Raw genomic sequence first — 19,217 nt, 5'->3', positions numbered from 1 at the left:
CGAAAACAACAAATCAGCGCGAGAAACTGCCGCTCGGCATCGGAGCCGGGAAAGCCGATTGTTGCGAGGATTGCGCGGGTGCGGCCGATTGGTCGGGCGGTGGAGCCGTGGTGCGCTTGCGCACGATCCTGGCCGGCTTGGGCGCAGGCGGCGCAGCGGCGGTGCTGCCTTCCTCCTCGGGCACGGCGTCGAGGTCTGCAGCGGCGGGTGCGGCAGCCTGCTTGCCACTGGATTTCGCGCCACGCTTCGACTTGGGCTCTTCGGGCGGAGGGGCTGCAGCCGCTACCGCGTTAGGATCATCAACTTGCTGATTGGCACCCTTGTAGAGATCCTTCGGCACGCCCTGCTCAAGGCCCGGCACCCCCTCGGGGAACACCGGTTTGCGCTCACCGGGCAGCTTCTTCTTGGTGTCGAGGAAGTCGAGCAGATCGGACGGATCGAAATTGCCCATGCTGCCACAGCCTGCCAGCGCGCCTGAAAGGGCGATAAGGACGGCGGTTGCGATCAAACGTTGCGGGCGGCGCATAGCGGTTTCCCAACTCGTTTTGCTGGCGTCAGCTCTTGGCGACCGGCGGCAGCAAGGCCTGAAGCGCTTCGGCACGCGAGCGCATGCTCGGCGGCGTTTCGCCGTCATTGGCGATCATATCCAGCCATTGCCGTGTCGCCGCGGCATCATTGGCACGCCAGGCCGATAGCGCCAGCAATTCGCGCGCGGTATGGCGGAAGGTGGCGCCCGGCGCAGCAGCGGCTTCGAGGCGCTCTTTCATGTTGGGATAGCTGGTGCTGTCCAACAGCAGCTGGGCCGCGCGAATCCGCGCAAGGTCCTGCTCGGCGACACCGACGCTGCGGTCAGCGGCAATCTCGTCGAACAGCTTTGCCGCGGCCTGCGGATCGCGGTTGGCGACTTCCGCCGCCAGGCGTAACCGTGCCAGCACGCGGTAGCCGAACGGCGCCTTCGCAACGAGATCGGCAAACGCCGCTTCGGCCTCGGCGTGCTTGTTGGCTTCCGAAAGCTCGACCGCCTTGTCGAACGCCGCCCCTGCCTCGGCCGCCTTCTTGGACTCCAGATATTGATAGCCGCGCCAGCCACCCACGGCGGCGATGATCAAAATCAGGCCGGCGATGATCAGAAGCGAATACCGGTCCCACAGCCTTTTGAGCTGCTCGCGACGGACCTCCTCGTCTACTTCATCAAATAATTCAGACACTTAAAGATATCCCATCCCGGGGAACCGCAACTTCGGCGGCAGTATCGCACGCCCGATCCCGCATGGCCGGGGCGTAGCCTATCGATATGGCGGTGGCAAGGCAAAGCGAGACGGATCAAAGCGTTAACAGTGGGCCGCAATCGCCTTCGAAATCGGCTGGCAATGTTGACATCGCGGTTCAAAGTTTGGCGTAATCCCGGCCGCTTCCATTGTCGATCCCTACCCGATTTTTCAGGTGTTTCATGCCTCGCCACGCGCTGGTTTCGATGCTGCTTGCCATTGGCCTGGTACCCCTGGCCGGAGCGTCTCTGGCCGACGACTTCAAACCGAAGGCGCCCGAGACGGCCTTCTCGGGCAAGCTGCGCCCCGACATTTTGGGTATCTCGACCGAATCGAACGCCGAATCCGCGCGCGCCATCTTTGATTCACTGTTCAAGGGCCGGACCGACACCAAGACCGACATCCAGCAGCACAAGTTCGGCGGTGCCGGCTACGTCGCCGCCTTGAATTTCAGCCTTCCTGCCGGCTCGAAACAGAACGGCGAGATGCTCTCGACCAGCTTCTCCTCACCCGCGAGCGCCAACCGCGCCTATTTCGTCGCCCGCAACCTGACCTTCGCACCGGACCAGCAGCCGTCGAAGGCCGACATGATCAAGGAGATCATGGGCAAATACGGCGTGCCGACCATCGTCGGCGACCAGCATCTGTACTACATCTATCGCAAGGGCTCGATCATGTCGGTCGGCGGCAAGTACAAGGAAGCGACTGCGCTCGAAGCGATCGGCAAGCCGCTCGACCCAAGGGTCGCCGTCAAGCTCAACGGCGACACCGTGCGCGGCAGTTGCGTGGCGGTCGTCAAGCGCGCCCAGACCAAAGCCAAGCAACTGGGCGCCATGCTCACCGAGGCCAAGGGCGCGAACTGCGACGGCGTGTTGAGTGTGCAGCTCGTTCCGGGCACGCTGGCCGACCGCGTCGGTATCGCCCAATTCACCCTGCTGGACGTCAAGCAGCTCGTCAGCGCCGCCGCGATCGACAGTGCCGCGCTCGCCGCCGGGCCAAGCGAGAGCGCGATGCCCAAAGGCAGCGCGCCGAAGCTCTAAGCCGCCGTGAAAGCCTCGCGGAGCTGCCGCTTCATCACTTTGCCGTTGGCGTTGCGCGGCAACGGGTCCGTCCGCAGATCGATGGTTTCCGGCACTTTGTAGTCCGACAGCCGTTCGGCGCACCAGGCGCGCAGCGCCTCGCCGCTGACGGCATTCCGCGTCACGACGACAGCATGCACGCGCTCGCCGAGCACCGGGCACGGTTTCGCGATGATCGCGCTCTCGACCACGTCGGAATGGCCTGAAAGCACCGACTCGACCTCGGCGGAATAGATCTTGAGCCCGCCGCGGTTGATCATGTCCTTCTGACGATCGAACACGCGCACGAAATTCTCTTCGTCGATCGAGCCGAGATCGCCGGAATGCCAGAAGCCGGCCGTAAAACTCTCCGCCGTCGCCTTCGGATTGTTCCAGTAGCCCTTGATGACAGACCCACCGTGAATCCAGATTTCGCCGATCTGGCCGCGCGGCAGTTCGCGGCCCTCGGCATCCATCACCGCGATCTGCGCGCCGGGACAGGGCAAGCCGACGCTGTCGATGTGGCTCGCGGTCAATTCGCCCGGCATCATGGTCGAGGGCGACGTGGTCTCAGTCGCGCCGTAGCAATTCATCAGCTTCAGGCCGGGAATCTTGGCATCGAGTTTCTCAATGGTGGCGATCGGCATCGGCGCGCCGCCAAAGCCGCCGATCCGCCAGCTCGACAGATCGTAGCTGTCGAAATCCGGCTGCAGCAGGCAGAGATTGTACATCGCCGGCACCATCACGGTGTAGGTGACTCGCTCGCGCGCGGCCAGCTTCAAATATTCCGCCGCCTTGAACTCCGCCATGATGATCAGCGCGCCTGCGCAACGGACCATGGTCATGAGGTTGGCGACCACGCCGGTGACATGCCCGAGCGGCACCGCGGCGATCGAGCGATCCGCGGCAGTGAGCTTCAGGCACGAGACGAACACCATGGCCGAATGAATGATGGTGCAATGGGCGAGCATCGCGCCCTTTGGCCGCCCCGTGGTGCCCGACGTATAGAGGATCATGGCAGTGTCCTCTTCGCCGACCTCGATTGGTGCGGCCAGCGGCGCGTTGTCAGCGAGTTCGGAAAAACGCGAAACTCGCGGGTCGTCGTCGACAACAATCCGGCGCATCACATCGGGAATGTCGCCGGCATCGGGCACACGATCGGCCAAGGCCGCCTCGTGGATCAGGAGCTTTGCGCCGCAATCGGTGAGCACATAGGCGATCTCGGGCTTTTGCTGGCGGATCGAAAGCAGCACTGTCACCAGCCCGGCATGGGCCGCACCCAGCATCGTCAGCACGAATTCGATTCTATTGCCGAGCAGTAGCGCGACGCGGTCGCCGCGCTGCAGGCCGAGTTTTTGAAATCCTGCTGCGATTTGCGCCAATTGCTGCGCGACCTCGCGCCATGTCATTCGCGTGGCGCCGCAGAGCAGCGCCTCGCCGTCCGGGTTGGTCGCAACCGCTTCGGCCACCATCGCCGGAATGCTCTTTGGCCGTTCACAAAAGACCGGAACGATTCGGTCGCCAAAGCGCGGCTCGAGCCGCATCGCCGGGATAGTGTGCTGCGACCAGTCCATGGATGGCGCGCCCCGTCAGCTCTTCTTCATCTCGTAGACGTGCTCGGGTCCCGGGAAAGCGCGCGAGCGCACGTCGCTGGCGTAGCCCTGGATCGCCGCTTCGATCGCGGGGCCGAGATCGCCATAGCGGCGCACGAATTTCGGCGTCCGCGGCGATAAACCCAGCATGTCCTCGAGCACCAGTACCTGGCCGTCGCAGGCCGCGCTGGCGCCGATTCCGATGGTCGGAATGGCGATGGTTTCCGTGATCTTGCGCGCCAGCGGCTCGGCGACCGCTTCGACCACGACCGAAAACGCACCGGCATCCGAGATCGCCTGGGCGTCCTTCAGGATCGGATCCCAACTGCCCTCGTCGCGGCCCTGCGCGCGAAACGAGCCGAGCGTGTTGATCGATTGCGGCGTCAGTCCGATGTGACCCATGACCGGCACGCCGCGCTCGGACAGGAACGCGACGGTTTCCGCCATGCGCACGCCGCCTTCGAGCTTTACCGCGCCGCAATGGGTCTCCTTCAATATCCGCACCGCGGAATGAAACGCCTGCTCCTTCGAGGCCTCATAGGAGCCGAACGGCATGTCGACCACGACGAGGGCATGCTTCGAGCCGCGCATCACCGCATGGCCCTGCAGGATCATCATATCGAGCGTCACCGGCACCGTGGTCTCGAAACCGTGCATGACGTTACCGAGGGAATCGCCGACCAGGATGACGTCGCAGTGTCGATCCACCAGCGCCGCGGTATGCGCATGGTAGGACGTCAGCATCACGATTGGCTCGCCGTTCTTGCGCGCACGGATATCCGGCGCCGTTTTGCGCTTGATGGCAGATTGCACAGACATATTAGGCTCCAACCACGGGGACGCCGATCACGACCGGATGGAACGCGAAGGCGAGCGCTAGATAGGCGACGAGACCGACCGCAATCGCGATCAAATCGTTGCCGGGACCGCCGACGGGAATCGGTGGGGCGCCAGCGTCGGAACGATATTTCAGCGAAATGCGATCATACACCGCCCATGCGAGAAACGAGCCGAACAGGATGATCGAGCCGAGATCGCCATTGGCGAGCAGATGCGCCGCCGCCCACAGCTTGATGCCCGTCAGCATCGGATGTTTCAGCGTCGTATAGATCCGGCCGCGGATGTAGGATGCGACAACCATGATGACCGCGGGCAGCATCAGCGCCGTAGTGACGTGCTTGAGCGCCACTGGCGGGTTCCAGAGGGCGATCCAGCCCGTTTGGCGATAAAGCGCAAAGCCCCAGATGATCAGCGCCAGACCAGCGATCGAAGCCAGCGCATAGCCGATCTTGTAGCCGCTCTCGCCCGTCGCGGAGATCACCCGCGCGCGCAGCTTGCGCTGCGTGGTGAGCGTGTGGACGCCGAAGAACAGGATCAGGCCCAGGATCAACACCAGCAGTCCCATGACGTGCCTCCCGTTGCGCGGCTGGTTTTCCGGATTATCCGGGTATCATTTTAAGGGCTTGGTGCGCAATGCGCCACGCGGCCGTTACGGCCTCTCCGCCTGCTTGCGCAGATCGCGGTTGTCGACGTAGCGGATCGCGATCGGCCGCCCGGCAAGCGCGCCGCCAAGCCCGCCGGTAAACTTCAACGGCGTACAGGCCGCCAGCGACGCATTGATCGCGTTGAGATAAATAGCGCGGGTGTCGGCCGGAACGCCTGCCGTGGCATAGGTCACGCGGGGCGTAGCGATGATCTCGCCCGAGCGCTTGAAGCTGAACCGAACCGACATCTGCATGCCCTGGCGCGCGATGTCGGAAGGTGGTGGCGACCAACAGGAGCGCAACGCCGCAAAGAGGTCGCCGATCGTATCGAGATCATGATCCGGCTTCCGGTATTTCGCGGCCTGATCCTGTGGAGGCACGCTTTCGATCGTGAGTTGCAGATTCTGGCCGTACGGATAATCGATCTCGGGAATACAGGGACCTTCGTTGAACACGCTGCAAAATGACGGCGTGCACGGCTGGCCGTCGAGCACGCTGCAGGGCGCGTGCGAAAATGGCGTGGCGTCGATCTGGCGCCGCGACTGGGCGTCGGCGGCGCTCATCCCGACGAATGTGGTAATCAGGCATAGGATGATGCACCGGAACATGCGGCCCTAAGTCCTAAGAGGCGACCCAACTAAGCTGATGCGCGGTTCGTCCCGCATCAAGGCGGACGGTGTTCACATCCCTGCGTTCATGGCGGACAGTTCCGCAATCAGGGCCTTCTCGCTGGGCTGGTCGAGGACGCCGGCGGTATAGAGCGAGATGCCGCCATAGAGCGTAATGTAGACCTTCATCACCGCGCGGCGACGCTCGGCCGGGCTCTCGATATCCTGGCAGAATATCCGCATGGCCTGGGCGATGACCTTATGAACCGCGGCCTGCAGCGGCGGATTGTGCTTCATCGTGGCGTGCGGGCGGCTGGTCATCAGGGCGTACAGCGCGCGGTTGGCGAGCGCGAAGCGGACATATTTCGCGGTGTAGTCCTGTGGCGTCTCTGCCTTGACGAGGATGGCGGCGAGCCTCGTGTAGGCCTCGGCCGCGACCGCGTCGAGCAGCGCTTCGCGGTCAGCGAAATGATTGTACAGCGAGCGATGCGCGACGCCGACGGCCTCCGCGACCTCGCGCAGGCTCAGTTGCTCATGGCCGGCCGCGGCCACCAAACGGGTGGCGGCCTTCAGCGCTTCGGATTTCAGATTGCCATGGCGATAGGTCGCCCGGCGCGGCTTTGCGGTCATGTCGCCTTCATACAAAGGCATGAGACGCAACGCCACTGCCGGGCGGCCGAAGCTTTCCGTCAGGCCGATGCCCGTTTGGCAACGCGGTCCTCGCCGTACTGCGGCGTAATGTCCTCGTCGATCATGGCGCGGATCATCTTGATCAGCGCCCCGCGCGCCCGCGCCTTGGTGGCGGCATGGGCGGCCATGTTGAGCGCGGCAAGCGCCTGTGCGGTCTCCTCGGCGCTGCGCTCCAGCGCATCCGCCGGGACGAGGCGGTCAAAGAAGCCGGCGGTGACGGCCTCCATGGGGCCGAACATCTCCCCGGTCATCACTGCCCTGCTGAAGTAGGCCGGCGTCAGCCGCTGCCGTGCGATCTCGATCGCAAAACGCGGCACGGTGAGCCCGATCGCGACCTCGTTCATGCCGATCCGGTAGTCGCCCTCGGCGGCAATCCGGTGGTCGCTGGACATGATGAGGAAAGCCCCCATCGGGTAGGCGTTACCATGGCAGGCCGCCACTACCGGCGTCGGGAACGAGAGGATGCGCAAGGCCAGTTCCGCGCCCGCTTTCACCATCAGATATTGGTCCTGGGCGCTGCCCTTGGCGAATACGTTAAGGTCGAATCCTCCTGAAAAATGCTTTCCTCGCGCTTTCAGGATCACCACCGTCTTGTCCTTTTCCGCCTGGTCGAATGCCGCATGCAGGGCGTTGAGCATGGCAAGCGACATCACATTGGCCTTGCCATCGTCGATCACGATGGTGCCGACCGGGCCGGAACGGGAATAGGTTGCGAGATCAGTCATGGGCGGTCTCCCTTTTTTGTTTCAAAAGCATCCGATGGATACTTTTACGGAAGCGCGGGGTGACGCAAGAGATTTATTCGGGCTTGGAATGCATGCAGGCATCCACCGGATGCATAAGTTTAGGTGAGCAACCAGCCTCACCCCAACTGTCATCGTCCGGCTCGACCGGACGATCCAGTATTCCAGAGACGGATAGATGGACGGAGAGGCCGCGGCGTACTGTGTCCCCCGCCTTCGCAGAGGACAACAGCGGAGGCCGGCGCAAAAGCGAGGCCGCCTACGCCTTCTTCTTCACGTCCTTGACGTTGGAGAAGGTGATCCCTTCGGCGCGCTCCCTGGTATAGCCCAGGTAAAACTCGTTCCTGGCCATGAACACGGGATCGCCGTCGACGTCGTCGGCGATGCCCGAGCCGTTGGCCGCGATGAAGGCGTCGAGCCTCTTGCGGTCGTCGGACGAGACCCAGCGGGCGAGCTGGAATTCCGAAACCTCGAATTCCACCGGCAGCGAATATTCCGCGTCGAGCCGTGCCTTCAGCACGTCGAGCTGCAGCGGACCGACAACGCCGACCAGCGCTGGTGCGCCGTCGCGGGGCCGAAACACTTGCACCACGCCCTCTTCCGACATCTGCTGCAGCGCCTCTTTCAGCTTCTTGGCCTTCATCGCATCCGTCAACCGCACGCGGCGGACGATTTCCGGCGCAAAACTGGGGACGCCGACGAAGGTGATGTCCTCGCCTTCCGTCAACGTATCGCCGATCCGCAAGGTACCGTGGTTCGGAATGCCGACGACGTCGCCGGCAAACGCCTCATCGGCCACCGAGCGATCCTGCGCGAAGAAGAACTGCGGCGACGACAGCGACATGTTCTTGCCGGTCCGCACCAGCTTCGCTTTCATGCCGCGGCTGAGCTTGCCGGAGCACAGCCGCGCGAACGCGATGCGGTCGCGGTGGTTCGGATCCATATTGGCCTGGATCTTGAACACGAAGGCGCTCATGCGCGGCTCGGCTGCTTCAACCTTGCGCAAATTGCTGTCCTGCGCCCGCGGCGCCGGCGCGAACTTGCCAAGACCTTCCAGCAAGTCGCCGACACCGAAATTGCGCAGCGCGCTGCCGAAATAGACCGGCGTCAGGTGGCCCTCGCGAAACGCGTCCAGCTCGAACGGCTTGCAGGCTTCCGACACCAGCGCGAGTTCGTCCTTGATCTCGGCGACGTCGAGATTGGGGTTGCGGCCGGCAAGATCGGCGATATCGATCTGCTCGGTCGCGCCGGTCTTGGCGCCGCCGCCTTCGAGCAGGCGCACGCCGCCGTTGACGACGTCGTAGGTGCCGAGGAAGTCGCGGCCGCGGCCGACCGGCCAGGTCATCGGCGTGGTGTCGAGCGCCAGCGTCTTTTCGATCTCGTCCAGCAGTTCGAACGTGTCGCGGCTCTCGCGGTCCATCTTGTTGATGAAGGTAATGATCGGAATGTCGCGCAGCCGGCACACCTCGAACAGCTTTCGCGTCCGCGCCTCGATGCCCTTGGCGGCGTCGATCACCATGACGGCGGAATCGACCGCGGTCAGCGTCCGGTAGGTATCTTCCGAGAAGTCTTCGTGACCGGGCGTGTCCAAGAGGTTGAAGACGAGGTCCTGGAACTCGAACGTCATCACCGAGGTCACGACCGAAATGCCGCGCTCGCGCTCGATCTTCATCCAGTCGGAACGGGTATTGCGCCGCTCGCCCTTGGCCTTGACCTGCCCTGCCAGATTGATGGCGCCGCCGAACAGCAGGAGCTTCTCGGTCAGCGTGGTCTTGCCGGCGTCCGGATGGGAGATGATCGCAAATGTGCGCCGCCGCGCCACTTCATCTGATAGCGGCGAGCGGGACGGCGATTCGGCTGTAACGGCAATGTCGGACATGAGGCTCGAGCGTTTGGCAGGGAAAACCAGGCTGATCAAGCCTCATTTGGTGGTTGCGAGGGCTCCTGGCCAGTCCCATATCGGCAGCGGAAGGACGGCCTTCCAATTTTGCAGCTCATCCGCGGGGACGACCCTGCCGGGGTTCGGAGGGTTGTCATGGCCTGGATCGTGTTGTTCGTCGCCGGTCTTATGGAAGTGGGCTGGGCGATCGGCCTGAAATATACCGAGGGTTTCACACGGCTTATCCCATCCGTCCTGACGCTTGCCTGCATGGCAGGCAGTATCCTCCTGCTTGGCCTTGCCTTGAAAGCGCTGCCGATCGGAACCGCCTACGCGGTATGGACCGGCATTGGCGCGGTCGGAACCGCCATCCTAGGCATCGCACTGTTCGGCGAGCCTGCGACGGCCGCCCGCCTCGCCTGCATTGGACTGATCGTGGCCGGCATCGTCGGGCTTAAACTCGTCACCGGATCAGCGTAGCAACAGCACGGCCCAGTAGGTCAGTGCCGCCACGAACGCCGACGCCGGAATGGTGATCACCCAAGCATAGACGATCGAGCTCGCGACGTTCCAGCGCACCGCCGAGACCCGCCGCGCCGCGCCGACGCCGACGATCGAGCCGGTAATGGTGTGGGTCGTGGACACGGGAACCCCGAGATAGGTCGCCATGAACAGGGTCGCAGCTCCACCGGTTTCGGCGCAAAAGCCCTGCATCGGCGTCAATTTCGTGATCCGCAATCCCATCGTGCGGACGATCCGCCAGCCCCCCATCAACGTGCCGAGCCCCATCGCCGCCTGACAGGAAATCACGACCCAGAACGGGATGGCAAAATCCGCCCCGAGATGGCCCTGCGAGTACAAAAGCACCGCGATGATGCCCATGGTCTTTTGCGCGTCGTTGCCGCCATGGCCGAGCGAATAGAGCGATGCCGAGACGAATTGCAGAATGCGGAAGGCGCGATCGACCGCAAACGGTGTCGAGCGCACCGACAGCCAGGACACGATCGCGACCAGAACCAGCGCGAGCAGAAACCCGACCAGCGGCGACAGCACAATCGCCAGCAGCGTCTTCGACAGGCCGCTCCAGACCGCCGCGGAAATTCCAGCCTTGGCCATGCCCGCGCCAACCAGTCCTCCGATCAACGCGTGCGAACTCGAAGATGGAATGCCGAGCCCCCAGGTGATCAGGTTCCAGACGATCGCGCCGATTAGCGCAGCGAAGATCACGGCGGCATCGACGACGTCGGGTTCGATGATTCCCTTGCCGATCGTGTTGGCGACGTGCAGCCCAAAGAAGAGGAAGGCGATAAAATTGAAGAAGGCCGCCCAGAACACCGCGTAATGCGGGCGCAGCACGCGGGTCGATACGATCGTGGCGATCGAATTGGCGGCGTCATGCAGGCCGTTGAGGAAATCGAACAACAGCGCGACGCCAATTAAGAAGACCAGAATTGGAAAAGCCAGGGTGGCGTCCACTGAATTGGCCCTGCCCTATACCTGTTCGATCACGATCGAGTTGATCTCGTTGGCGACGTCGTCGAAGCGGTCGGACACTTTTTCGAGATGCTTGTAGATCTCGGCGCCGACCACGAAATCCATCGAATTGCCGTTGCGGTGCTTGAGAAACAGCTCCTTCAACCCGATGTCGTGGAGATCGTCGATACGACCCTCCAGTTTTCCGATTTCCTCAGTAATGGCGGTCAGCATCGCGACGTTGTTGCCGATCGACTGCATCAGCGGAAGCGCGCGGCTGACCAGATTGGCGCACTCGACCAACAGCGTGGCTATTTCGCGCATCGGAGGTTCGAACGTTCGGACCTCGAACAGTACCACCGCCTTCGCGGTCTGCTGCATCTGGTCAATCGCGTCGTCCATCGACGTGATCAGATTCTTGATGTCGCCGCGGTCGAACGGGGTAATGAAGGTGCGGCGGACCGCGGTCAGGACCTCGCGGGTGATGCCGTCGGCGTCGTGTTCGAACTGATTGACTCGTTGGCAGAATACCGGCGTCTCGTCGCCGCCGCGCATCATGTCCTGCAACGCCAGCGCGCCCTGCACGACCGTCTGGGCGTGGCGGGCAAATAAATCAAAAAACCGCTCCTCCTTGGGCAAAAAGGCACGAAACCAGCGCAGCATGGGTATTTTCCGTCGTTCAGAAACAGCCGCGGAGCGATCTGTCACAAAACTGTCATAGATCATTCGAGGGAAAAGGGCGCGACGTCGGGTCCCGGGAACCGGGTCATCCACCGCTTTGTGGAGCCTAAAAACTGCGCCAAACCGCCGTTTTAGAGGGATCGGCGGAAATAATGCGCGATCTCGCCGATGATGCCACGGCGGAACGTCAACACGCAGGCCACGAAGATGACGCCCTGGATCACCGTCACCCATTGGCCGAAGCCGGCCAGATATTGCTGCATGGCGATGATAACGAAGGCCCCCACGACCGGACCGAACACCGTGCCGAGGCCGCCGACCAGCGTCATTAGCACGATTTCACCCGACATCGTCCAGTGCACGTCGGTGAGCGAAGCGTTCTGCGCCACGAACACCTTCAGCGAGCCGGCAAAGCCCGCAATCGTTCCGGAGAGGATGAAAGCGAGCAGCTTGTACTGGTCAGTCTTGTAGCCCAGCGAGATCGCGCGCGGCTCGTTTTCGCGAATGGCTTTCAAGACCTCGCCGAACGGCGAGTTGATGGTGCGGTAGATCAGGAGGAAGCCGCCGAGGAATCCGGCGAGCACCACGTAGTAAAGCACCGTGGGCTTGGAGAGATTGAATATTCCGAACAGGTAGCCCTGCGGAATGCCCTGGATGCCGTCCTCGCCATGCGTGAACGGCGCCTGCAGATAGATGAAATAGAGAAGCTGCGACAGCGCCAGTGTGATCATCGCAAAGTAGATACCCTGCCGCCGAATGGAGATGAAGCCGGTGACGACGGAGAGCGCGGCAGCGCCGGCGGTGCCGATCACAATGCCGAGCTCGGGCGTAACGCCCCAGACCTTGAGCGCATGCGCCGAGCAGTAGCCCGCGGTTCCCAGGAACATCGCATGGCCGAACGACAGCAGGCCGCCATAGCCGATCAGGAGGTTGAACGCGCAGGCGAGCAGTGCGAAGCACAGCGCCTGCATCACGAAGAACGGGTAGATGCCCGTCAGCGGCACAACACCCAGCAGCACCGCCATCGCCGCGAACATAAGCATCTCGTCGCGCATCGCACGCGGCGTTACCGGCAGTGTATCGTCAGTCAATGCGCTCATGTCAGGCTGCCCGTCCCGTCAGTCCCGCCGGCTTCAACAGCAACACCAGCACCATCAGGACGAACACCACGGTGTTGGAAGCTTCGGGATAAAAATACTTGGTCAGTCCCTCGATCACGCCGAGCGCAAATCCGGTGATGATCGATCCCATGATCGATCCCATGCCGCCGATCACCACCACTGCGAACACGACAATGATCAGGTCCGCGCCCATCAACGGCCGCACCTGGTTGATCGGAGCCGACAACACGCCGGCCAGCGCCGCGAGGCCAACGCCAAGTCCGTAGGTCAGCGTGATCATTCTGGGCACATTGATGCCGAACGCGCGCACCAGGGTCGGATTTTCAGTCGCCGCACGCAGATTGGCGCCGAGCCGGGTTTTCTCAATCAGGAACCACGTGGCAAGGCAGACCACGAGCGAGAAGACGACAACCCAGCCGCGGTAAATCGGCAGGAACATGAAGCCGAGGTTCATGCCGCCCTGCAGTTCACTGGGAATCGCATAGGGCAGCCCCGACGAACCGAAATAATTCTGAAAGACGCCCTGGATAATCAGCGCCAATCCGAATGTCAGCAGCAATCCATAGAGATGATCGAGGCCGGCGAGCCATTGCAGCATGGTCCGTTCCAGGATCATGCCGAAAATGCCGACCGCGATGGGCGCGATGATCAGCGCCGGCCAATAGCCGATGCCGGCGATGTTCAACAGAAAATACGCGCAGAACGCGCCCATCATGTAGAGCGCGCCATGGGCGAAATTGATGATATTGAGCATGCCGAAGATCACCGCCAGCCCGAGACTGAGCAGCGCGTAGAACGATCCGTTGATCAATCCCACCAAAAGCTGGGCGTAGAGAGCTTGCATCGGTTTCGCACTCAATCTCGTTATGATGCGGGTTAGCTTGGGCCGCGAGAGGGAGGCCCGCCGGCATGAGGCCGACGGGCCATCGTTGTTACTTCTTTACCAGCGGGCAGGCGCTTTCCGAAAGCGGCCGGAAGGCTTGGTCGCCCGGGGTGGTTCCAATCAGCTTGTAATAGTCCCACGGTCCCTTGGATTCGGAGGGCTTCTTGACCTCGAACAGGTAGGCCGGATGGATTTTGCGGCCGTCGGCGCGGATCGTGCCTTTGCCGAACAGCGGATCGTCGGTCGGCGCTTCCTTCATTTTCGCCACCACCTTCACGCCGTCATGCGGATTGCCGCCCATGGCGTCGAGCGTCTTGAAATAATGAACCAGGCCCGAATACACGCCGGCCTGCACCATCGAAGGCATCGCCTTGTTCTTCATGCGCTCGGAGAAACGCTTGGAGAACGCGCGGGTGCCGTCATTCAGATCCCAGTAGAAGGTCTCCGTGAAATTCAGGCCCTGCGCCACCTTCAGGCCGAGCGAATGCACGTCAGTAATGAACAGCAGAAGGCCGGCGAGCTTCTGTCCACCGGCGACAATGCCGAACTCCGACGCCTGCTTGATCGTGTTCGTGGTGTCGCCGCCAGCATTGGCCATGCCGATGATCTTGGCCTTGGACGCCTGTGCCTGCAGCAGGAAGGACGAGAAGTCCGACGAATTCAGCGGATGCTTGACACCGCCGATGACCTTGCCGCCCGACTTCACCACGACCGCCGTGGTGTCGCGCTCCAACGCGTGGCCGAAGGCATAGTCCGCGGTCAGGAAATACCAGGTGTCGCCACCGGCCTTCACCAGCGCCTGCCCGGTAGAGTTGGCAAGCATGTAGGTGTCGTAGACCCAGTGAATCGTATTCGGCGAGCACTGCGCATTGGTGAGATCCGACGTCGCCGCGCCGGTATTGATCATGACGGCGTTCTTTTCCTTCACCAGATTGTTGACCGCCAGCGCAACGCCGGAGTTCAGCACATCCATGAAGATGTCGACCTTCTCGACGTCGATCCACTGCCGCGCGATGGTGGTGGCGATGTCGGGCTTGTTCTGGTGGTCGGCGGAAACGATGTCGATCTTCCAACCCTTGGCCGCGAGGCCCGAATCCTCCATCGCCATCTGGGCGGCGAGCGTGGAGCCGGCGCCGCCGAGGTCGGAGTAAAGTCCGGAATTGTCGGTGAGCACGCCGACCTTGACGGTCTTGTCTTGCGCCATGGCGCCGCCGCCTGCGGCCAGCGCCAGAGCGGTGCCGAGAAAGAGAGCTGAAATCCGATGTTTCATAGTATCTCCATTAATCCAGAGTGCAGCAAAGTACCGATTAAACGCCGAGATAGGTGTGGAGCTTGTCCATATTGGCCGACAACTCCGAATTCGCAAAACCGTCGATGACCTTGCCGTGCTCGACGATGTAGTAGCGGTCGGCCACCGTGGAGGCGAAGCGGAAATTCTGCTCGACGAGCAGGATGGTAAAGCCTTCCGACTTCAGCCGCGCGATGGTGTGACCGATCTGCTGGATGATGACGGGCGCCAGGCCTTCGGTCGGCTCGTCCAGCATCAGAAACCGCGCGCCGGTGCGCAGGATTCTGGCGATCGCGAGCATCTGCTGCTCGCCGCCCGAAAGCTTGGTGCCCTGGCTGTTGAGGCGCTCCTTCAGGTTCGGAAACAAGTCGAAGATCTGGTCGAGCGATAGCCCGCCACTGCGCACGATCGGCGGCAGCAGCAGGTTTTCGCGCACGTCTAGGCTTGCGAAAATGCCCCGCTCCTCGGGACAGAATGCGATGCCGAGGCGCGCGATCCTGTCGGACGAGGCACGCGTGATGTCCTGACCGTTAAAACGGATCGAACCAGTACGCTTGCCGATAATTCCCATCACCGACTTCAGCGTCGTGGTCTTGCCGGCGCCGTTGCGGCCGAGCAGCGTGACCACCTCGCCCGCCTTCACATTGAAGTTGATGCCGTGAAGGATGTGGGATTCGCCGTACCAGGCCTGCAGGTCGGAAACGGAAAGGATCTCCGCGCCCGCCGGTTTGGCGGCGGCTTCGGCCATTTTCAACTCAGGCATGACCGGCCCCCAGATAGGCTTCCTTGACGCGCTCATCCTTGGACAATTCGGCATAATTGCCTTGCGCCAGCACCTGGCCGCGCGTCAGCACCGTGATGATGTCGGACAGGTTGGCGACCACGGAGAGATTATGTTCGACCATCAGGATGGTGTGCCTCGCCGAGATGCGCTTGATCAGCGCCGCGATCTTGTCGATGTCTTCATGACCCATGCCCGCCATCGGCTCGTCGAGCAGCATCATCTCGGGGTCGAGCGCCAGCGTCGTCGCAATCTCCAGCGCGCGCTTGCGTCCATAGGGCATCTCGACCGCTGGTGTATTGGCGAACTCGCTCAAGCCCACGTCGTTCAGCAAGTCGAGGGCGCGGCCGTTGAATCGGTCAAGCACGCGCTTGGAGCGCCAGAAATCGAACGAGCTTCCATGCTGGCGCTGTAGCGCGACACGAACGTTTTCCAGCGCCGTCAGGTGCGGAAACACCGCCGAAATCTGGAACGAGCGCACCAGCCCGAGGCGGGCCACATCGGCCGGCGCCATCGCGGTGATGTCCTGCCCCTTGTACAGGATCTGCCCTGCAGACGGCCTCAGAAACTTGGTCAACAAGTTGAAGCACGTCGTCTTGCCGGCGCCATTCGGCCCGATCAACGCATGAATGCTGCCGCGCCGTACCTTGAGGGCGACATCGCGAACGGCGAAGAAACCCGCGAATTCCTTGGTCAATCCGTGGGTTTCGAGAATGAACTCATCAGCCAAACAAATTTCCCCCTCAACCGTCTCCGCGAGTTCGCCCGCGCGCGGCCAATTTTTCCCTGTTCGGGCAGGCTCTCCTGGACGTCCTGGAAACCGTCCCGAGCCCGCCGCCTCCGGCCGGAATATGCCGTCAACGCGATGGATTAGGCAAGGCGGAATGCTGCCACGCCCGACCGCGCGCTTGCGGTTCCGGATGCGCCATAAGTCGAATGGTGCGCCGGCGCGGCTCGGCCAAGCCACGAGCCACGCTCAACCGTAACCTCGCGCCGGCAAGCCATCGTTAACGGTGTTCTGCTGCAATCGGGCACGCTTTCACACAATGTTTCCCCCTCGGGGCGCATCATTTTGCGATTTAGATCGCGTAGGAACTGCCGCCTTGAAATTTGAAAGCGCCGGACCGTCAGTCATCAAATCTATCAAGCAGCGCGACCTGCTGAACACTTGGCTGCGGCTATACGCCCGCGACCAATCGATACCGCGCACGGCGGAATACCAGCCGGCGCGGATCGAGGACGAACTTCCCGACCTGGTCCTCTACGCGGTCGATGCCAGCACCCAGCCGCCACGCCTGATCATCCAGAGCGACGGCACGCGGATGTCGACGGCTTATGGGAATACCGGCAAGGGCCGCTATCTCGACGAGTATCTTGGCGCAAGGCTCGCTCCGATCGTGATGCCCGTCTATCACGAATGCATCGCGCGCCGCCTGCCGGCCTATACCATCGCCAATATCGACGACATCTACGGGCGAATCGTCGCCTATGAGCGGCTGTTGTTGCCGTTCTCGGATGACGGCAGCGTCACCCATATCATCGCTTCGCTGAAAACCATCAGCGAGGATGGCGGCTTCGAGATCAAGAATCTGATGCGCGGAAACGACCAACTGCCGGTGCCGAAGCTTCGCACCATCATCGACCGCGATCTCTTCCATCGCGCGCCCGGCCGCATTCCATCCGGCGATGAAATCGAGTCCGATTAGGCCTTTCGCCCGCGCGGCTTCGACGCGACCTCGCTCGCATAGATATCCGGCTTGAACCCGACCAGCAGTTTGCCACCGAGATCGAGCACCGGCCGCTTGATCATCGAGGGCTGCGCCAGCATCAGCGCCAACGCCTTGCGCTCGTTGAGGCCTTCCTTGTCGCCGTCGGGCAGCTTCTTGAACGTCGTGCCGGCGCGGTTGAGCAGCGTTTCCCAGCCGACATCGTCGGACCATTGCTTGAGCTTGTCCTTGCCGATGCCGGCAAGCTTGTAGTCGTGAAAGTCGTAGGCCACGCCGTGATCGTCGAGCCAGGCGCGCGCCTTCTTCATCGTATCGCAGTTCTTGATGCCGTAGATGGTGATGGGCATTGTCGTTGCATTCCGAAATGTCGTTATTGGTGCCGCCGGACAGAATTAGAGTTAAGCAGATCGGCGAATCTATCATAGATTGATACATCATTCGTGCCCGGACCATCCGATGGAATTCACCGTATTGTTTCTGGCCATAGTCATCGTGATGCTGATCGCCTGGCGCGGTCGGCGTCCGCTGGCGCTCGGCCTGTTCGGGGCCCTGCTGATCGCGTGCATCGGCACCTATCTGCATCACGCGACCGATACGCTGAAACTGTCGTTCTGAGGGACGCATGACCCAGGCGCGTGCCATTACATTAAATGCACTCAGCCTCTACGCGGTGGCGCTGGTGCTGGCGGCGGCCTATGCGGCGCAGTTCATTCTTCATGAGCTGCCCTGCCCGCTCTGCCTGCTGCAGCGCATTCTGTTCGCGGCTCTCGCCGTCGGCCCGATCCTCAATATCCGCTTCGGTCCCCGTCCCAGCCATTATGCGATGTCGCTGCTGGCGGCAGTGGCAGGCGCCGTCGCGTCGACCCGCCAGGTACTGCTGCATATCCTGCCCGGCGACGCCGGCTATGGTTCCGCGTTGCTCGGCTATCACTATTATACCTGGGCGCTGATCGGCTTCATTACGGCCATCGTCCTGCTTGCGGCGATCCTGCTGTTCGACCGCCAGTTCGAGGAAGACCGCGCCGTGCTGCCGGCCACCGGCGGCGCCTTCGCGCAAACCGCGGTATGGCTCGTGATCGCACTCACGGCGGCCAATGTAGTGACCACGCTGCTCGAATGCGGCTTCGGCGCCTGCGCCGATAACCCGGTGGTGTACGAACTGCTCAAGCACGCCGCTTAAGGCCGCTTGGGTATGTCGAGCCCGCGCTGCACCGCCGGCCGGGCGAGCCCGCGTTCCAACCATGCCGGCACCTGCTTCAGCGTATCGAACGCGACGAGATCGCGCGCACCGTAGAAGCCGATCAAGTTGCGCACCCAGCCGAGCATGGAAATGTCGGCGATGGTATATTCGTCGTCCATGATCCATTGCCGTCCGGCGAGCCGCGTTTCCGCCACTTCGAGCAGGCGCTTCGACTCGGCGACATAACGCTCGAGCGGCCGCTGGTCGGCAAAGTCCTTGCCGGCGAATTTGTGGAAGAAGCCGACCTGCCCGAACATCGGTCCGATCCCACCCATCTGGAAATGCAGCCACTGGATGGTCTGGTATCGTCGCGCCGGATCGGCCGGCAGAAGCTTGCCGGCCTTCTCGGCGAGATATTGCAGGATCGCACCGGATTCGAACAGCGGCAGCGGTCTGCCGCCGGGACCATCCGGATCAAGTATGGCCGGTATCTTGCCGTTCGGATTCAGCGACATGAATTCCGGCGTCTTCTGGTCATCCTTGTCGAAGTCGACCAGATGCACCTCGTAGGGCAAGCCAATCTCTTCGAGCATGATCGAAACCTTCACGCCGTTTGGCGTCGGCAGCGAATAGAGCTGAAGGCGGTCGGGATGTTTGGCGGGCCAGCGTTTGGTGATCGGGAAAGCGGAAAGATCGGACATCAAAACTCGTTTTGCATGGTTGTTGTTGCGTGGCTAATGTACGGCCAATGCCGCACATAA

Annotated in this window: 23 protein-coding genes; 5 read left to right on the top strand and 18 right to left on the bottom strand. The window is 62.3% G+C overall.

Translation table 11 applies throughout. The features are described from left to right. Nucleotides 1-13: 13 nt before the first annotated feature. Nucleotides 14-526: a hypothetical protein gene (locus CQ13_RS29745; protein WP_057846383.1), complete on the bottom strand. Its 513-nt coding sequence runs from the start codon at nucleotides 524-526 to the stop codon at nucleotides 14-16. Between the two features lie 28 nt (nucleotides 527-554). Then, complete coding sequence (locus CQ13_RS29740; protein ID WP_057846382.1) at nucleotides 555-1,208, bottom strand: tetratricopeptide repeat protein; 654 nt, start codon at nucleotides 1,206-1,208, stop codon at nucleotides 555-557. Between the two features lie 242 nt (nucleotides 1,209-1,450). Here CQ13_RS29740 and CQ13_RS29735 point away from each other — a divergent pair, with 242 nt between their 5' ends. After that, a complete protein-coding gene (locus tag CQ13_RS29735) occupies nucleotides 1,451-2,308 on the top strand; it encodes a hypothetical protein (protein WP_057846381.1) in 858 nt (285 codons plus the stop codon). Here the strand turns inward: CQ13_RS29735 and CQ13_RS29730 are convergent. From CQ13_RS29730 to CQ13_RS29700, 7 genes are all read right to left on the bottom strand, one after another. Next, on the bottom strand, nucleotides 2,305-3,900 hold the full coding sequence (locus tag CQ13_RS29730; protein WP_057846380.1) for a class I adenylate-forming enzyme family protein: 1,596 nt from the start codon (nucleotides 3,898-3,900) through the stop codon (nucleotides 2,305-2,307). The genes CQ13_RS29735 and CQ13_RS29730 overlap by 4 nt on opposite strands. A 15-nt stretch (nucleotides 3,901-3,915) precedes the next feature. Continuing rightward, nucleotides 3,916-4,737 (bottom strand): 3-methyl-2-oxobutanoate hydroxymethyltransferase, encoded by an 822-nt coding sequence (gene panB, locus CQ13_RS29725; RefSeq protein WP_057846379.1) that lies wholly within the window; start codon nucleotides 4,735-4,737, stop codon nucleotides 3,916-3,918. Between the two features lies 1 nt (nucleotide 4,738). Continuing rightward, a complete protein-coding gene (locus CQ13_RS29720; protein ID WP_057846378.1) occupies nucleotides 4,739-5,323 on the bottom strand; it encodes an NnrU family protein in 585 nt (194 codons plus the stop codon). A gap of 84 nt (nucleotides 5,324-5,407) precedes the next feature. Next, nucleotides 5,408-6,010, bottom strand: coding sequence for a hypothetical protein (locus CQ13_RS29715; RefSeq protein WP_057846377.1), 603 nt, complete (start codon nucleotides 6,008-6,010; stop codon nucleotides 5,408-5,410). A gap of 72 nt (nucleotides 6,011-6,082) precedes the next feature. Then, nucleotides 6,083-6,640, bottom strand: a complete 558-nt coding sequence (locus CQ13_RS29710) for a TetR/AcrR family transcriptional regulator (protein ID WP_197427482.1) — start codon at nucleotides 6,638-6,640, stop codon at nucleotides 6,083-6,085. 59 nt (nucleotides 6,641-6,699) lie between these two features. Beyond that, entirely contained in the window at nucleotides 6,700-7,425 is a 726-nt protein-coding gene (locus tag CQ13_RS29705) for a crotonase/enoyl-CoA hydratase family protein (protein ID WP_057846375.1), read from the bottom strand. Nucleotides 7,426-7,702: 277 nt separating this feature from the next. Continuing rightward, a complete protein-coding gene (locus CQ13_RS29700; protein WP_057846374.1) occupies nucleotides 7,703-9,322 on the bottom strand; it encodes a peptide chain release factor 3 in 1,620 nt (539 codons plus the stop codon). 156 nt (nucleotides 9,323-9,478) lie between these two features. On the opposite strand from CQ13_RS29700, the gene sugE reads away from it, so the two are divergent. Beyond that, on the top strand, nucleotides 9,479-9,802 hold the full coding sequence (gene sugE, locus CQ13_RS29695) for a quaternary ammonium compound efflux SMR transporter SugE (RefSeq protein ID WP_057846373.1): 324 nt from the start codon (nucleotides 9,479-9,481) through the stop codon (nucleotides 9,800-9,802). Here sugE and CQ13_RS29690 read toward each other — a convergent pair. The 7 genes from CQ13_RS29690 to CQ13_RS29660 form a co-directional block, all read right to left on the bottom strand. Beyond that, on the bottom strand, nucleotides 9,794-10,798 hold the full coding sequence (locus tag CQ13_RS29690) for an inorganic phosphate transporter (protein WP_057846372.1): 1,005 nt from the start codon (nucleotides 10,796-10,798) through the stop codon (nucleotides 9,794-9,796). The two genes, sugE and CQ13_RS29690, sit on opposite strands and share 9 nt — an antisense overlap. A gap of 15 nt (nucleotides 10,799-10,813) precedes the next feature. After that, complete coding sequence (locus CQ13_RS29685; protein WP_057846371.1) at nucleotides 10,814-11,458, bottom strand: DUF47 domain-containing protein; 645 nt, start codon at nucleotides 11,456-11,458, stop codon at nucleotides 10,814-10,816. A 149-nt stretch (nucleotides 11,459-11,607) separates the two neighbouring features. Then, nucleotides 11,608-12,576: a branched-chain amino acid ABC transporter permease gene (locus CQ13_RS29680; protein ID WP_057846370.1), complete on the bottom strand. Its 969-nt coding sequence runs from the start codon at nucleotides 12,574-12,576 to the stop codon at nucleotides 11,608-11,610. Between the two features lies 1 nt (nucleotide 12,577). Continuing rightward, a complete protein-coding gene (locus CQ13_RS29675) occupies nucleotides 12,578-13,441 on the bottom strand; it encodes a branched-chain amino acid ABC transporter permease (RefSeq protein WP_057846369.1) in 864 nt (287 codons plus the stop codon). Between the two features lie 88 nt (nucleotides 13,442-13,529). Then, nucleotides 13,530-14,750, bottom strand: a complete 1,221-nt coding sequence (locus CQ13_RS29670) for an ABC transporter substrate-binding protein (protein WP_057846368.1) — start codon at nucleotides 14,748-14,750, stop codon at nucleotides 13,530-13,532. 37 nt (nucleotides 14,751-14,787) lie between these two features. After that, nucleotides 14,788-15,531 (bottom strand): ABC transporter ATP-binding protein, encoded by a 744-nt coding sequence (locus CQ13_RS29665; protein WP_057846367.1) that lies wholly within the window; start codon nucleotides 15,529-15,531, stop codon nucleotides 14,788-14,790. After that, nucleotides 15,524-16,279, bottom strand: a complete 756-nt coding sequence (locus CQ13_RS29660) for an ABC transporter ATP-binding protein (protein WP_028346542.1) — start codon at nucleotides 16,277-16,279, stop codon at nucleotides 15,524-15,526. The genes CQ13_RS29665 and CQ13_RS29660 overlap by 8 nt, the downstream gene beginning before the upstream one ends. Nucleotides 16,280-16,652: 373 nt before the next feature. On the opposite strand from CQ13_RS29660, the gene CQ13_RS29655 reads away from it, so the two are divergent. Then, complete coding sequence (locus CQ13_RS29655; protein ID WP_057846366.1) at nucleotides 16,653-17,255, top strand: PAS domain-containing protein; 603 nt, start codon at nucleotides 16,653-16,655, stop codon at nucleotides 17,253-17,255. Here CQ13_RS29655 and CQ13_RS29650 read toward each other — a convergent pair. After that, complete coding sequence (locus CQ13_RS29650; protein WP_057846365.1) at nucleotides 17,252-17,623, bottom strand: ArsC family reductase; 372 nt, start codon at nucleotides 17,621-17,623, stop codon at nucleotides 17,252-17,254. The two genes, CQ13_RS29655 and CQ13_RS29650, sit on opposite strands and share 4 nt — an antisense overlap. Nucleotides 17,624-17,732: 109 nt before the next feature. Between CQ13_RS29650 and CQ13_RS44655 the strand changes: the two genes are divergently transcribed. Together CQ13_RS44655 and CQ13_RS29645 are read left to right on the top strand one after the other, a co-directional pair. Beyond that, the gene (locus CQ13_RS44655; RefSeq protein WP_197427481.1) at nucleotides 17,733-17,891 is read left to right on the top strand and encodes a DUF5993 family protein; all 159 of its coding nucleotides are present in this window, start codon (nucleotides 17,733-17,735) and stop codon (nucleotides 17,889-17,891) included. A 7-nt stretch (nucleotides 17,892-17,898) separates the two neighbouring features. Then, complete coding sequence (locus CQ13_RS29645) at nucleotides 17,899-18,456, top strand: disulfide bond formation protein B (RefSeq protein ID WP_057846364.1); 558 nt, start codon at nucleotides 17,899-17,901, stop codon at nucleotides 18,454-18,456. Here the strand turns inward: CQ13_RS29645 and CQ13_RS29640 are convergent. Continuing rightward, entirely contained in the window at nucleotides 18,453-19,157 is a 705-nt protein-coding gene (locus CQ13_RS29640; protein ID WP_057846363.1) for a glutathione S-transferase family protein, read from the bottom strand. The two genes, CQ13_RS29645 and CQ13_RS29640, sit on opposite strands and share 4 nt — an antisense overlap. Nucleotides 19,158-19,217 lie beyond the last annotated feature (60 nt).

The sequence above is a fragment of the Bradyrhizobium retamae genome (assembly GCF_001440415.1).
Taxonomy (GTDB): domain Bacteria; phylum Pseudomonadota; class Alphaproteobacteria; order Rhizobiales; family Xanthobacteraceae; genus Bradyrhizobium; species Bradyrhizobium retamae.
The sequence above is the reverse complement of the archived record's forward strand: the minus strand, read 5'-3'. Positions and strand labels throughout refer to the sequence as shown.

What these genes read in the sequence shown, in the direction of transcription:
- CQ13_RS29745 (WP_057846383.1), bottom strand. Translation starts at nt 526, where the DNA reads ATGCGCCGCCCGCAACGTTTGATCGCAACCGCCGTCCTTATCGCCCTT.
- CQ13_RS29735 (WP_057846381.1), top strand. Translation starts at nt 1,451, where the DNA reads ATGCCTCGCCACGCGCTGGTTTCGATGCTGCTTGCCATTGGCCTGGTA.
- CQ13_RS29730 (WP_057846380.1), bottom strand. Translation starts at nt 3,900, where the DNA reads ATGGACTGGTCGCAGCACACTATCCCGGCGATGCGGCTCGAGCCGCGC.
- panB (WP_057846379.1), bottom strand. Translation starts at nt 4,737, where the DNA reads ATGTCTGTGCAATCTGCCATCAAGCGCAAAACGGCGCCGGATATCCGT.
- CQ13_RS29720 (WP_057846378.1), bottom strand. Translation starts at nt 5,323, where the DNA reads ATGGGACTGCTGGTGTTGATCCTGGGCCTGATCCTGTTCTTCGGCGTC.
- CQ13_RS29715 (WP_057846377.1), bottom strand. Translation starts at nt 6,010, where the DNA reads ATGTTCCGGTGCATCATCCTATGCCTGATTACCACATTCGTCGGGATG.
- CQ13_RS29710 (WP_197427482.1), bottom strand. Translation starts at nt 6,640, where the DNA reads ATGACCGCAAAGCCGCGCCGGGCGACCTATCGCCATGGCAATCTGAAA.
- CQ13_RS29705 (WP_057846375.1), bottom strand. Translation starts at nt 7,425, where the DNA reads ATGACTGATCTCGCAACCTATTCCCGTTCCGGCCCGGTCGGCACCATC.
- CQ13_RS29700 (WP_057846374.1), bottom strand. Translation starts at nt 9,322, where the DNA reads ATGTCCGACATTGCCGTTACAGCCGAATCGCCGTCCCGCTCGCCGCTA.
- sugE (WP_057846373.1), top strand. Translation starts at nt 9,479, where the DNA reads ATGGCCTGGATCGTGTTGTTCGTCGCCGGTCTTATGGAAGTGGGCTGG.
- CQ13_RS29685 (WP_057846371.1), bottom strand. Translation starts at nt 11,458, where the DNA reads ATGCTGCGCTGGTTTCGTGCCTTTTTGCCCAAGGAGGAGCGGTTTTTT.
- CQ13_RS29680 (WP_057846370.1), bottom strand. Translation starts at nt 12,576, where the DNA reads ATGAGCGCATTGACTGACGATACACTGCCGGTAACGCCGCGTGCGATG.
- CQ13_RS29675 (WP_057846369.1), bottom strand. Translation starts at nt 13,441, where the DNA reads ATGCAAGCTCTCTACGCCCAGCTTTTGGTGGGATTGATCAACGGATCG.
- CQ13_RS29670 (WP_057846368.1), bottom strand. Translation starts at nt 14,750, where the DNA reads ATGAAACATCGGATTTCAGCTCTCTTTCTCGGCACCGCTCTGGCGCTG.
- CQ13_RS29665 (WP_057846367.1), bottom strand. Translation starts at nt 15,531, where the DNA reads ATGCCTGAGTTGAAAATGGCCGAAGCCGCCGCCAAACCGGCGGGCGCG.
- CQ13_RS29650 (WP_057846365.1), bottom strand. Translation starts at nt 17,623, where the DNA reads ATGCCCATCACCATCTACGGCATCAAGAACTGCGATACGATGAAGAAG.
- CQ13_RS44655 (WP_197427481.1), top strand. Translation starts at nt 17,733, where the DNA reads ATGGAATTCACCGTATTGTTTCTGGCCATAGTCATCGTGATGCTGATC.
- CQ13_RS29645 (WP_057846364.1), top strand. Translation starts at nt 17,899, where the DNA reads ATGACCCAGGCGCGTGCCATTACATTAAATGCACTCAGCCTCTACGCG.
- CQ13_RS29640 (WP_057846363.1), bottom strand. Translation starts at nt 19,157, where the DNA reads ATGTCCGATCTTTCCGCTTTCCCGATCACCAAACGCTGGCCCGCCAAA.